This window comes from Mycolicibacterium parafortuitum, assembly GCF_002086815.1.
Lineage (GTDB): Bacteria > Actinomycetota > Actinomycetes > Mycobacteriales > Mycobacteriaceae > Mycobacterium > Mycobacterium parafortuitum.
In genome coordinates this window covers 57,035-69,447 of sequence record NZ_MVID01000007.1, presented here as the reverse complement: position 1 = coordinate 69,447, position 12,413 = coordinate 57,035, and the positions used below count along the sequence as shown (strand labels likewise).

Annotated in this window: 12 protein-coding genes; all 12 read left to right on the top strand. The window is 67.3% G+C overall.

What is annotated here, in order from left to right:
- The first annotated feature begins 44 nt into the window (after positions 1 to 44).
- The 12 genes from BST38_RS10615 to BST38_RS10560 all read left to right on the top strand — a co-directional run bounded on the left by BST38_RS10615 (position 45) and on the right by BST38_RS10560 (position 12,411).
- Positions 45 to 1,598, top strand: a complete 1,554-nt coding sequence (locus tag BST38_RS10615; protein WP_237160737.1) for a class I adenylate-forming enzyme family protein — start codon at positions 45 to 47, stop codon at positions 1,596 to 1,598.
- Positions 1,595 to 3,247 (top strand): class I adenylate-forming enzyme family protein, encoded by a 1,653-nt coding sequence (locus BST38_RS10610; RefSeq protein WP_083143260.1) that lies wholly within the window; start codon positions 1,595 to 1,597, stop codon positions 3,245 to 3,247. Before BST38_RS10615 ends, BST38_RS10610 begins: the two co-directional genes overlap by 4 nt.
- Complete coding sequence (locus BST38_RS10605; RefSeq protein WP_083143259.1) at positions 3,241 to 3,921, top strand: hypothetical protein; 681 nt, start codon at positions 3,241 to 3,243, stop codon at positions 3,919 to 3,921. The genes BST38_RS10610 and BST38_RS10605 overlap by 7 nt, the downstream gene beginning before the upstream one ends.
- Positions 3,918 to 4,502 carry a cytochrome c oxidase subunit 3 gene (locus tag BST38_RS10600; RefSeq protein WP_083143258.1) on the top strand — a complete coding sequence of 195 codons (585 nt, stop codon included), beginning with the start codon at positions 3,918 to 3,920 and terminating at the stop codon, positions 4,500 to 4,502. Before BST38_RS10605 ends, BST38_RS10600 begins: the two co-directional genes overlap by 4 nt.
- Positions 4,499 to 4,762 (top strand): cytochrome C oxidase subunit IV family protein, encoded by a 264-nt coding sequence (locus tag BST38_RS10595; protein ID WP_083143257.1) that lies wholly within the window; start codon positions 4,499 to 4,501, stop codon positions 4,760 to 4,762. Before BST38_RS10600 ends, BST38_RS10595 begins: the two co-directional genes overlap by 4 nt.
- A gap of 168 nt (positions 4,763 to 4,930) precedes the next feature.
- Positions 4,931 to 5,383, top strand: a complete 453-nt coding sequence (locus tag BST38_RS10590) for a MaoC family dehydratase (protein ID WP_083143256.1) — start codon at positions 4,931 to 4,933, stop codon at positions 5,381 to 5,383.
- Positions 5,373 to 6,584, top strand: a complete 1,212-nt coding sequence (locus tag BST38_RS10585) for an enoyl-CoA hydratase-related protein (RefSeq protein WP_083143255.1) — start codon at positions 5,373 to 5,375, stop codon at positions 6,582 to 6,584. Before BST38_RS10590 ends, BST38_RS10585 begins: the two co-directional genes overlap by 11 nt.
- Positions 6,585 to 6,589: 5 nt before the next feature.
- The gene (locus tag BST38_RS10580; RefSeq protein WP_083143254.1) at positions 6,590 to 7,750 is read left to right on the top strand and encodes an acyl-CoA dehydrogenase family protein; all 1,161 of its coding nucleotides are present in this window, start codon (positions 6,590 to 6,592) and stop codon (positions 7,748 to 7,750) included.
- A gap of 15 nt (positions 7,751 to 7,765) precedes the next feature.
- A complete protein-coding gene (locus BST38_RS10575) occupies positions 7,766 to 9,076 on the top strand; it encodes a phytoene desaturase family protein (RefSeq protein WP_083143253.1) in 1,311 nt (436 codons plus the stop codon).
- 127 nt (positions 9,077 to 9,203) lie between these two features.
- Positions 9,204 to 9,608, top strand: a complete 405-nt coding sequence (locus BST38_RS10570) for an SCP2 sterol-binding domain-containing protein (RefSeq protein WP_083143252.1) — start codon at positions 9,204 to 9,206, stop codon at positions 9,606 to 9,608.
- A gap of 5 nt (positions 9,609 to 9,613) precedes the next feature.
- On the top strand, positions 9,614 to 11,152 hold the full coding sequence (locus BST38_RS10565) for an acyl-CoA synthetase (protein ID WP_083143251.1): 1,539 nt from the start codon (positions 9,614 to 9,616) through the stop codon (positions 11,150 to 11,152).
- On the top strand, positions 11,149 to 12,411 hold the full coding sequence (locus BST38_RS10560; protein WP_083143250.1) for a cytochrome P450: 1,263 nt from the start codon (positions 11,149 to 11,151) through the stop codon (positions 12,409 to 12,411). Before BST38_RS10565 ends, BST38_RS10560 begins: the two co-directional genes overlap by 4 nt.
- Positions 12,412 to 12,413 lie beyond the last annotated feature (2 nt).

Here is a 12,413-nt window from a genome sequence, read left to right as displayed (position 1 = left end):
CGTTGCGGCAGTCGTACTGGCCTGCGGACCGCAGCGTCGACCTCGTGGAGGACTCTGTCGGTGCGCTGCTGGCCCGGCGCAGTGCCCAGCACCCGGACCGGCCCGCGCTCGTCGGGACCCGGCACGGCAGCGGCGAACACGTGCGGCTGACCTATGCGCAGCTGTACACCGAAGCCGCCGGCGTGGCCACCGCACTGTCGCGGCTGGCCCGCCCGGGCGGCTGTATCGCCTTGTGGGCCCCGAATGTCGTGGAATGGCCCATCATTCAGTACGGCGCCGCGTTGGCGGGGGTGGTGCTGGTCGCTCTCAACCCGGTGCTGCGCGAGGAGGAACTCGACTACGCGCTGACCCACTCGGGAGCGACGGTGTTGTTGCACGCCGACGTCAGCCGTGACTACGCGATGGGGGAGGTGGCCGCCCGGGTCGCGGCGCGCATCCCGGGTCTGCAGCGGATCTCGTTGTCCGACCACCGGTGGCGGGCCGTGGACCCCGACCCGGGCGCGCTGCCCGAGGTCGCGCCCGACGACGTCGCGATGCTGCAATACACCTCCGGCACCACCGGCCGCCCGAAGGGCGTCGTGCTGAACCACCGGGCGCTGGTGAACGTCGCGAAGCTGACGATGGAAAGCGCCGCGGCGCCCGCCGGTGCGGTGGGCGTGAACCCGCTCCCGATGTTCCACACCGCCGGGTGCGTGATCGCGACCCTCGGGCCGCTGTGGCTCGGTGGCACCGCGGTGCTTGTCGAACGATTCACTCCTGCGCAGACTTTGGCCGTATTGCATGCCGAACGCGCCGACGTCTTGTTCTACGTCCCCGCGATCCTGGACGCGCTGGTCACGGCCCAGCGCTCCGAGGGGTCACCCGGTCCACGGATTCCGATTGTGATGGGTGGCGCGTCGTTGGTGTCACCGGCACTGATCGACGGTGCCGCCGAGGTTTTCGGGGCGACGGTGCTGAACCTGTTCGGTCAGACCGAATTGGCGCCGGTGCTGTCGATGACCCGTCCCACCGATGACCGAGCCGAACTGCTGGGCACGGTGGGGCGGCCGCTACCTCAGGTGGATTGCAAGATCGTCGACCCCGCGACCGGCGCCGTGGTGGCAGTCGGTGAGCCCGGGGAGATCTGCGCGCGTGGCTACCAGCAGTTCGTCGAGTACCTGCACGATCCCGCGGCCACCGCGGCGGCCGTCGACGACGACGGCTTCGTCCGGACCGGTGACCTCGGCGCGATGGACGACCGCGGGTACCTGACGGTCACCGGCCGGCTGAAGGACATCATCATCCGCGGCGGGGAGAACATCGCCCCGGCCGAGATCGAGCGCCACCTCACCGGGGACGACCGCCTCCTCGATCTCGCGGTGGTCGGAATCGCCGACGACCGTTGGGGTGAGGCGGTCGCCGCGGTCATTCGTGCCGTGGGCGACCCCGTCGAGGTGAAGAAGACCCTCGCCGCCCAGGCGGAATCAGTGCTTTCGCCGTACAAGGTGCCGTCGCGGTGGTTCGTCACCGAGACCGACTTTCCGGCCACACCGACGGGAAAGGTGCGCAAGTTCGCGCTGCGCGATGCGATACAACGTGGGGAGTTGCGAGAACTGTGAGAACCACAGCCGACATCGACGCCTGCCGCCGGGCTCTGCGGGAGCGCTTTCCGGTGTGGCAGCCCAGGACCCTGGCCGGATGGCTCGACGAATGCGCGCGCAGCCATGGGGCGCGGCCGTTCGTCATCACCGACGACGTCACGCTGAGCTATGCCGACGTCGCCGACCGGTCGCGCCGGATCGCCACCGGGCTGGCCGCGCTCGGTGTTCAACCGGGCGACCGGGTCGGCATGGTGATGGCCAACTATCCGGAGTTCGTGACCGTCAAGTTCGCCATCGCCCGGGTAGGCGCCCTCGCGGTGCCGTTCAACTACCTGTACCAGGCGAGTGAACTCGGGTTCGTGCTGGCCGACTCCGGCTGTCGGGTGCTGGTCACCATGACCGGTTTCGGAACCCTGGACTACCAGGGAATGCTGGATCAGATTGCCCCACAATGGGATTCGGAGAACACCCCGCAGCACCGGGCGGTGCCGGACCTACGGCACGTGGTGCTGCTCGACACCGACGGTCGCGCCCGCCCGGGTGTGCGCACCGTCGGCGACCTGGCCGCTACGGCGGGGGCGGCCCCCGAACTCGACGTGGCCCCGGATGCGCCGGGCGACATGCTGTACACATCGGGGACCACCGGATCGCCCAAAGGGGTGCTGGTCGCCCACGACAGCGTCCTGCGCACCGCCTACGCGTCCGCGCTGACCCGGGGGTTCGGGGACGGGCGGCGAATCCTGTTCTCGCTGCCGTGCTATCACATGTTCGGTTACGTCGAAGGCATCCTGGCCGCGATGTTCGTCGGCGGCGCGGTCATCCCGCAGCCGGCATTCTCGGCGGAGGGCTACTTCGCCGGCATCCAACGCCACCGGGCCAGCGACATCCTCTGCGTGCCGACCATGGCAGTCGCGATGGTGGAATCGCAGACCCGCGCCGCCTACGATCTGAGCTCGCTGGAGGCGGTGCTGTGCGGATCCGCGCCCGCACCGATCTGGTTGTGGGAACAGGTGCGACGGGACTTCGGTGTGGACGAGATCGTCACCGGATACGGGATGACCGAGTGCGGCGGGGCGATGACCCTGACCCTGCCCGAGGATCCGTTGCAGCTGACCTCGGAGACGGTGGGCCGTCCGAAACTGGCCGGTGCCGCGTCGGTTCCGGGCACCGACGACCTGGTCGTCTACGACACCGTGGACGACGAGCTGGTGTCCCGGGGCCCGGCCACCATGCTCGGTTACTGGAACCGGCCGGCGGAGACCGCCGCGGCACTGCGGGACGGCTGGTTGTTCTCCGGTGACCTGGGCGTGGTCCGGCCGGATGGCTATCTGCAGGTGACGGGCCGCAGCAAGGAGGTCTACAAGAGCGGCGGCGAGCTCGTGATGCCCAGGGAGATCGAAGAGCTCCTGCACGGTCATCCGAAGATCAGCCAGGCGTTCGCGTTCGGGATCACCGACGAACGCTGGGGTGAGATCGGCTGTGTGGTCGTGGTCGCCGCCCCGGAGGCCTCGCTGTCCGAGGACGAGGTGCTCGACTACTGCCGGGCCAACCTCGCGCGATTCAAGGTTCCCAAGCGGGTGGTGTTCTATGACGCCGACGCGCTTCCGGCCACCCCGACGGGCAAGGTGCAGAAGTTCCGGCTGGCCGAAGAAGTGCGCGGATGCTGAAACCCGTGCTGCTGGTGTGCGGGTGGTGCGGTCCTCTGACGCTGGTGGTCACGTTCATCGGGTGGCTGATCGCCGGGGTACTGCCGTTCCCGCTGGGTCCTTCCCACTCGGCCGACGAGGTCGCGGCCTTCTACGGCGGCGGGATCCAGGTGTCCGCCGGATTCGCCGTCGCCACCATCGGGATCTCGCTGGTGGTCCCGCTCATTGCGTCGTTGTCGCACTTGATGATCACCGGCTCGCCGGAATCGCGGTTGCTCGCACTTGTCCAGGTGGTCTCCGGATCGGTCACCGCCGCGATGCTGTTGATACCGATGCTGATCATGGCTGTGGCAGCGTTCCGTGCCGATCGTGACCCCGAGCTCACAGTCCTGCTCAATGATCTCGCCTGGCTGCTGTTCATCACGCCCGTCGCGCCGTTCATCATTCAGAACCTGGCTATCGCCGCATCGGCGATCCGCGATCCGGCCTCGCCGATTCCCCCGTGGGTCGGATACCTCAACTGCTGGATCGCCTTCACGTTCAGTTTCGACGTGCTCGCGATGGTCTTCCATCATGGTCCGTTCACCTGGAACGGTGTGCTGATCTTCTGGCTGGCCCTGACCACCTATTCGGTATTCCTGCTCGTCATGGGTCTGCTGGTCAGGCACCGGGCGAGGATCGGGACCACGGTATGACGACACGCGCCGAGGCAGCGCCGGCCAAGCACGCTCACCGGCTGGCCAGCGACACCGCCTTCTGGGGGTTCATCTTCGCCGACATGACGGTGTTCGTGGCCTTCTTCGTCGCCTACCTGTGGCAGTTCGGCGACAACCGGGACGAATTCCGTTCCGAAGCGTCGCATCTCGTGATGTGGTTGGGACTCGTCAATGCGGTGGTGCTGCTGACGTCGTCGTATTTCGTCGTGCGTGCGGTACAGAATCTCCGCGCCGGCGTGGACGCACGAGTGCTGCTCGGCGGGGCGCTCACGTCGGCGGCGACGTTCGCCATGGTGAAGTCGGTCGAGTACGCGATCGAGATCGGCGCGGGCCACACGATGACGTCCTCGACGTTCTTCATGTACTACTACGTGCTCACCGGCCTGCACCTGATGCACGTGGCGATCGGCAGCATCCTGCTGACGGTGTGGTGGCGCGGTGAGCAGGCGGGCCGGGTCGTCGGTCAGCGGTTCGCCGAGAGCGCCGCCGGATACTGGCACATGGTCGACCTGCTCTGGATCCTGATCTTCTCGTTCGTCTACATCGGGAGCCACGCATGAACACCGAGCGCCGCCGGGTCGGCGCGGTGTACGCGGCGCTGCTGGCCATGAGTGTGGTGGCTCTGTTGTTCGCGACCGGGCTGGTGCACGACGTGCTCAGCGCGCGGGTCGCCGCCGCGGGCGCCGCAGTGATCGCGTTCGTCAAGGCGTGGATGGTCGCGATGGATTTCATGGAGTTGCGCGGGACACCGCTGCAGCGGTGGGCGCAGGGGTGGTTCGTCGTCGTCGCGGGCATCTGCCTCGCCTTGATCCTGCGCTGACCTGTGCGCGGCTGACGTCGGGCCGTATTGCGAATAATTTAACACCGCATAGAAAAAGTGTTACCGTCGTGTCCAGAAGCGGCGCTGGCCTGTCTTTTCAGATTCGAATGGACATTAAACTCTGTCGGCCCGCCGCGTGGCGCGGCCGCCTGACGCTCAGGAGATGCGATGCAGATCTTTGCCAACCTCGACGAACTCGCCGCGGCGGGCGGCCGCGAACTCGGCCCCACCGAGTGGCTGGAGATCACCCAGGAGCGGATCGATCTGTTCGCCGACGCCACCGACGATCATCAGTGGATCCACGTCGACCCTGAGCGTGCGGCCACCGGCCCGTTCGGCGGCACCATCGCCCACGGGCTGCTCACCCTGTCGTTGCTCCCGCGTTTCATGCACCAGATGTACCGCGTGGACGGCGTGACGATGGCGATCAACTACGGCCTGAACAAGGTTCGCTTCATCTCCCCGGTGCCGGTCGGTGCGAAGGTCCGTGCCCGCGCCACCGTCGCGGAGGTCACCGGTGTGGAAGGCGGGGTGCAGGCCACGCTGGTCACCACGATCGAGATCGACGGCGCCGACAAGCCCGCCGCGGTGATCGAGTCCATCATCCGCTATGTCGGCTGAGGTCCACAGCGACGCCAAGATCGCTGCGGCCCAGAGCCTTTACGCAGCGCTGGCCACCGGCGACCGGGTAGCCCTGAACGCTCTGCTGCACCCCGATTTCGTCGGGCACGCCGCCGAGGGGATGCCGTTCGGCATGGGCGGTGAACACCGCGGTCCCGAGGCCATGCAGCGCAACCTGTGGTGGCGCATCGGCGAACACTTCCGGGCACGTGCGGACGCGCGGCAGTTCGAGTCCCTCGGCGACGGCCGCCTGCTGGTCAGCGGGAGCTACCTCGGCTCTGCCCGCCGCACCGGTAACCCGTTGGACGCCGCATTCATCCACATCCTCGCCTTCGCCCCAGACGGTCGCATCAGCGCGCTGCGGCAGCTGACCGACACCGCCGCTTGGCATGCCGCTCTGGACGGGCCGGGCCGCCTTCAGACGTTCGACTACTCCGTCTCCGGCGGGGTCGCGACGGTCTGCCTGAATCGGCCCGACGCCCGCAATGCGATCGACATGACGGTGGCACAGGAGACGCTCGAGGTGGCGCGTCGTCTCGCCGCCGACGGCACTGTCCGCGCGGTGCTGATCTGCGGCAACGGACCGGCGCTGACCGTCGGCGGCGACATCGGCTACTTCCAGCACGGGCAATCTACCGTCTTCGGCGATCTCATCCAGTCGATGACCGTGCCGTTCCATCAGGGCTTCGACATCCTCAGCCGGCTCGACGTGCCGATCGTGACGGCCGCCCATGGCGCCGTGGCCGGCGGCGGACTCGGGTACGTCTACGCCGCGGACCTCGTCCTGGCGGCCGAAGGCACCCGCTTTCTGACCGCGTTCGCCGGACTGGGGGTGTCCGGTGACGGCGGCGGAACCTGGCATCTGCCCCGGCTCATCGGCCCGCGCCGCGCTGCGCAGGCCTATCTGCGCAACACCCCGATCACCGACGCCGAGGCCCTGGAATGGGGGCTGATCAACGAGATCGTGCCCGCCGACGAACTGCGGGAGCGGGCGCTGGCGCTGGCCGGTGAGCTGGCGCACGGGCCGACGAAGGCCTTCGGCGCGATGCGTCAGCTGCTGCGCGAGAGCTGGTCCAACGACCTGCAGTCCCAGTTGGCTGCCGAAACCCGCGTCATCAAGGACACCGCCAACAGTGCCGACGCCACGGAAGCGATCACCGCGTTCCCGCAGAAGCGCAAACCCGAATTCACCGGAAGGTAGCAAGCATGCCCGGACTGCACACCGACAGCGCCGATCACCGCGCGATCCGCGACAGCGTCGCCGGTATCGCCAAACGCTATGGCGTCGAGTACTTCCTGGAGCACGGCCGGTCGGGGACCGACATCGAGGAACTCTGGAAGGACCTCGGCACTTCGGGTCTGCTCGGTGTGCACCTGCCCGAGGAGTACGGCGGTGGCGGCGGCGGGATGTCGGAGGCCGTCGTCGTCGTGGAAGAGCTTGCCGCACATGGCATGCCGTTGTTGATCTGGGTGATCTCACCCGCCATCTGCGGAAGTATCCTGGCCCACCACGGGTCACACGAGATGAAGCAGGACTGGCTGCCCGGCATCGCCGACGGCACCCGCAAGATGGCGTTCGGGCTCACCGAACCCGACGCGGGATCCAACAGCCACAACGTCAAGACCACCGCCTCCCGCACCGGCGCCGGCTGGTCGATCTCCGGGTCCAAGTACTACATCTCGGCGGTCGATCAGTGTGAGGCCATCCTGCTGGTCACCAGAGACGCCGAACACTCGACACCGGAGAAGCCCAGGCTGTCGCTGTTCGTCGTGCCCACCGATGCTCCGGGCCTGACGTTCCAGCAGATCGACACCTCGATCGTGTCACCCGACAAGCAGTTCACCGTGTTCCTCGACGATGTGCAGGTCGGGGAGGACGCACTGATCGGGGCGCCGGGCAACGGATTACGGCAGGTTTTCGACGGGCTGAACCCGGAGAGGATCCTGGTCGGGGCGCTGTGCAGCGGCATCGGCCGCTACGCGATCGACAAGGCCGCCGAGTACGCCAAGCAGCGCACCGTCTGGTCCACGCCCATCGGCGCGCACCAGGGCGTCGCGCATCCGCTCGCCGAGTCCCACATCGCGGTGGAACTGGGCCGGATGGCCACCGTGCGCAGCGCCGAGCTGTTCGATGCCGGGGAACCGGCGGGGGAGGCCGCCAACATCGCGAAGTTCGCCGCTTCCGAGGCCGCGTTGCAGGCCCTCGACCAGGCCATCCAGACACACGGCGGCAACGGGCTGTCCCATGAGTACGGACTGTCCGAGCTCTGGTTCGTCACCCGGCTCATGCGCACCGCGCCGGTCAGCCGCGAGATGGTGCTCAACTTCGTCGCCCAGACCTCCCTCGGCCTGCCCCGCTCGTACTGAACCCCAGGAGAAGCAATGTCAGACAACGACTTCGACGTCATCGTGATCGGCGCGGGTGCGGGCGGGCTGTTCACCGCGGCGCGCCTGGCCCACCAGGGGTATCGCACCTTGGTGCTGGAGAGTCTGGACAAGGTCGGCGGTCGAGCCTCCACGGACGACATCGACGGGTTCAAGGTCAACAACGGTGCCATTGTCATCGAGCTCGGCGGCATCACCGAGCAGACCTGCGAAGAGGTCGGTGCGGCCTTCGACATCCGCGAACCGAAGCCGCCGATCCTGTATCGCGTCGCAGGTAAGGACGTCGACGTCACCGGCGGCGGGTGGGGGTTCCTGTTGGGCAAACTGACCCGGCAGGGCGCCAAGCTGGTCCAGGGGATCGGCGCGGCGCGCAACGACTCGGGGCTGCCCGAGGACGAGATCTCGACCGCGGACTGGGTGCGCAAGTACACCAAGAACGAGGGCGTGCACGGCATCTTCCGCAACATGTGCGCCTCGATCTTCGCGGTCGGGTCCGAGGACCTGCCTGCGCGGGTCTTTCTGACCTACTTCACCCGCAAGAGCGCGTTCAAGCGGTTCGGGTTCCATCCGGAGGGCACCATCGGGTTGTGGAAGTCGCTGGCGGCGGCTGTGGAACGGGACGGCGGCACCATCTGGTTGTCCACGCCGGCCACCAGGATCCTCACCGAGGCCGGGAAGGTGACCGGTGTCGAGGTTTGGCGCGGCGGGCAGACCGTGCAGGTCACCGCGGCGGTGGTCGTCAGTGATGTCGGTCCGGCCGCGACGGTGGCTCTGCTGGGCGCCGAGAACGTGCCCGCCGACTACCAGGAGCTGGTCACGCGCGGCGACCGGCCCACCTCGATGATCTCGGTCAACTTCGCCAGCCGGGAGCGGTTGGTCGACGTCCCCGGCATGCTGAGCTTCTCCAAGTCGCGGCGGATCGCGTACATCGCGAACTTCACCGACCTGTGCCCGGAGATGGCGCCGGAGGGCTGGAACCTCTACGTCGGGACGTCGGTGCCCGACAACCCGACGGGGGAGTTCGACGAGAAGGCCGAGACGGAGCTCCTGCTGCAGGACCTGCGCGACAACATCGACGACTTCGACGTGCGGGCCCGCATCCTCAACATCGCGGTGACCCGGGACGGCTGGCCGCCGCAGCGTGCGGTGGCCGGCTTCGACCTGCCCCACGACACCCCGATCGCCGGGCTGTGGAACGTCGGCGACGGGGTCAAGGAATACGCCAACGGCGGGACGACCGCATGTGCGGAGACCGCGAAGCTGGTGGTGGACAAGGTCGTCGCCGCATACCGGCCCGCCGGACATTAGGTTCTGTCACCGTTCGGAATCCGACCGAAACGCGCCAGCCGAAGGCCCGACATAGGTTGACTTACGGCAGGCATGGTGTGACGATGGCCATAGCCAGTTTCGAATCAAAAATAAATTAAGGAGCGGGATGGGATTCGCCAACTCAGCCGAGGTCACCAAGTACATCGGCGGAATTTTCGAGACGGCTTTCGAGGACGAGGAGATCGGGCCGAAGCTGGTCGCGACCGGGCTCGTCATCGCGTTCGACTTCACCGACCCCGAGGCCGTCGTCGTCATCGACATGGCGAACAAGAGCATCCGTGAGGGCGTCGACGGCGGCGCGGCGCCGAAGGCGACGATGTCGATGACGGCGGACACCGGCAACGCCTACTGGCAGGGCAAGGTCAACCTGCCGTTGGCGATGGCCAAGCGCAAGATCAAGGTCGACGGCGACATGGGGAGCCTGCTGAAGATCGCGCCGCTGGGCAAGAAGCTCTACCCGGTCTACATCGACCGGCTGAAGAACGACGGCCGCGACGACCTGCTGGTCTGATCGGCATGTTTCCCGGTTCGCATGCACTGACCGACCCCGACCACCCGGCCATCATCATGGCCGGGTCGGGGGCGGTCACCACCTACGCCGAGCTCGAACGCCGTTCGGCCACGGTGGCGTCGGCCCTGCACGGCCTCGGCCTGCGGCGCGGCGACGTCATCGCGCTGGTGTCGGACAACGCCGCTCCTGCCTTCGAGATCTACTGGGCCGCAATCCGGTCCGGCCTCTACATCACCGCGGTGAACTGGCACCTGGCGCCCGACGAGGCCGCGTACATCATCAACGACAGCGGCGCGCAGGTGCTGTTCGCGTCCGCAGGGATCGGTGAACTGTCCGCAGAGTTGGTCGCCCTGACACCGGCCGTGCGACAGCGGTATGCGTTCGGTGGGGAGATCCCGGGCCACGACAGCTATTCGGCACTGCTGGAGCAGGACCTGCCCCCGCTGACCGATCAGCCGCGCGGAGCCGAGATGCTGTACTCCTCGGGCACCACAGGCCGACCGAAGGGGATCAAGCCGCGGCTTCTCGACATCCAGGTCGACGAAGCGGGTGATCCGCTCGTCGGCATGCTGGCGCAGGTCTTCGGGATCTCGCCCGCCGACCGCTATCTGTCGCCCGCGCCGGTCTACCACACCGCTCCGCTGAAATGGTGCGGCGGCGTGCTCGCGCTCGGTGGCACCGTCGTGCTGATGGAACGATTCGACGCCCAGGACGCGCTGGCCGCGATCGAGAAGTACCGGGTGACGGTGACGCAGATGGTGCCGACGATGTTCATCCGGATGCTGCACCTGCCCACCGAGGCCCGGCAGTCGTACGACGTCTCGTCGCTGCGCCTGGCCGTGCATGCGGCCGCACCGTGCCCACCGGACGTCAAGGACGCGATGATCGACTGGTGGGGACCGATTCTCGTGGAGTATTACGGCGCCACCGAACAGCACGGCACCACGGTGATCACCACGCCGGAGTGGACGCAGAAGCGGGGATCCGTCGGCCGCGCCGCCCTGGGCGTCCTGCGGATCTGTGACGACGACGGCGTCGAACTGCCCCCGGGTGAGATCGGCACGGTGTACTTCGAACGCGACGTGACGCCGTTCGAGTATCACAACGATCCGGACAAGACGGCCGACTCCCGGCATCCGGAGCACGCCAACTGGTCGACCGTCGGCGACGTCGGCTACGCCGACGAGGACGGATACCTGTTCCTGACCGACCGCAAAGCGTTCATGATCATCTCCGGCGGGGTGAACATCTACCCGCAGGAGATCGAGAACCTGTTGGCCCTGCACCCGGCCATCGCCGACGTGGCCGTCATCGGTCTGCCGCACCCGGAGATGGGGGAGCAGGTCAAGGCCGTCGTGCAGCTGCGCGACGGTGTCGCCGGATCCGACGAGCTCGCCGGCGAGATCATCGACTATGTGCGCCAACGCATTGCGCACTACAAGGCCCCTCGCTCGGTGGACTTCACCGATCAGCTCCCGCGCACTGCCACCGGGAAGCTGGCGAAACGGATCCTCATCAACAGTTACCTGGAGGTCTCGACATGACAGCAACGCAGGTGCAGACCCCGCGTCCCCCGTTCGACCCGGTGAGCGTCTCTTCGGTGGAGTTCTGGGCGCAGAGTTTCGACGACCGCGAGAAGGCGTTCAAGATCCTGCGCGACGAACGCCCGGTCAGCTGGCACCGGCCGCTCGAGGGCTCGATGATGGAGCCGGAGATCGACGGGGTCTGGGTGGTCACCCGGCACGAGGACGTCGCCTACGTCAGCAAGAACCCCGAGCTGTTCTGCTCGGGGCAGGGCATCACGTTCGAGGCGGTTCCCGAGGAACTGCTGGACGCCACACAGTCATTCCTGGGCATGGACGGTGCGGCCCACTCGAGCCTGCGCCGGCTGGTCAGCTCGGTGTTCACCCCGCGTCAGGTCGCCAAGATCAAGGACCAGATCGACAACCAGGCCCGCTCAATCGTCGACGACCTGCTCAAGACCACAGAGGGCGACTTCGTCGAGCAGGTGTCCAAGCGGCTGCCGATGTGGACGATCTACGACATGCTCGGCCTGCCCGACGAGCAGCGCGACGAGGCGGCGAGGCTGGCCGAGGGCATGGTGGCCTGGGCCGACCCCGATGTCGCGGCAGGCCGCGAACCCGCAGAGGTGCTCACCGAGTCGCTGGTGGGCCTGCTCGACATCGGTATCAGCCTCGCCCAGGCGCGACGGGAGAAGCCCGAGAACGATCTGATGACCTCGCTGGTGCAGGCCGAGGTGGACGGCCGCAGGCTCACCGACGACGAACTCGGTCCCTACTTCGTGCTGCTGTCGGTGGCCGGCAACGACACCACCAAGACCACGACCACCTTCACCACGATCGCGCTGGACCGGTTCCCCGAGCAGAAAGCGCTGCTGCGGAAGGACTTCGACGGACACATCAAGGTCGCGATGGAGGAGTTCGTCCGGTGGACCACGCCGGTCATGACGTTCCGGCGTACCGCGACCCAGGACACCGAGTTGCACGGCGCCCAGATCCGCGAGGGTGACTGGGTGGCGATGGTGTATTCCTCGGCCAACCGCGATGAGCGGGTGTTCGACAATCCCTACGAGTTCGACATCACCCGCTCACCCAACCCGCATCTCGGGTTCGGCGGCGGCGGCCCGCATTACTGCATGGGCGCGTTCATGGCGAAGATGCAGCTGGAATCGATCTTCCGGGAGCTGATCCTGCGAGCTCCGAACCTGCGGGTCGGTGAGCCCGAGTACCTGACCGGCAACTTCATCACCGCGGTGAAGTCCCTGCCCTACACCCTCGACTAGGA

Bases quoted from the DNA above. Each gene is read 5' to 3' on its own strand.
- BST38_RS10605 (WP_083143259.1), top strand. From the start codon at position 3,241: ATGCTGAAACCCGTGCTGCTGGTGTGCGGGTGGTGCGGTCCTCTGACG.
- BST38_RS10600 (WP_083143258.1), top strand. From the start codon at position 3,918: ATGACGACACGCGCCGAGGCAGCGCCGGCCAAGCACGCTCACCGGCTG.
- BST38_RS10595 (WP_083143257.1), top strand. From the start codon at position 4,499: ATGAACACCGAGCGCCGCCGGGTCGGCGCGGTGTACGCGGCGCTGCTG.
- BST38_RS10590 (WP_083143256.1), top strand. From the start codon at position 4,931: ATGCAGATCTTTGCCAACCTCGACGAACTCGCCGCGGCGGGCGGCCGC.
- BST38_RS10585 (WP_083143255.1), top strand. From the start codon at position 5,373: ATGTCGGCTGAGGTCCACAGCGACGCCAAGATCGCTGCGGCCCAGAGC.
- BST38_RS10580 (WP_083143254.1), top strand. From the start codon at position 6,590: ATGCCCGGACTGCACACCGACAGCGCCGATCACCGCGCGATCCGCGAC.
- BST38_RS10575 (WP_083143253.1), top strand. From the start codon at position 7,766: ATGTCAGACAACGACTTCGACGTCATCGTGATCGGCGCGGGTGCGGGC.
- BST38_RS10570 (WP_083143252.1), top strand. From the start codon at position 9,204: ATGGGATTCGCCAACTCAGCCGAGGTCACCAAGTACATCGGCGGAATT.
- BST38_RS10565 (WP_083143251.1), top strand. From the start codon at position 9,614: ATGTTTCCCGGTTCGCATGCACTGACCGACCCCGACCACCCGGCCATC.
- BST38_RS10560 (WP_083143250.1), top strand. From the start codon at position 11,149: ATGACAGCAACGCAGGTGCAGACCCCGCGTCCCCCGTTCGACCCGGTG.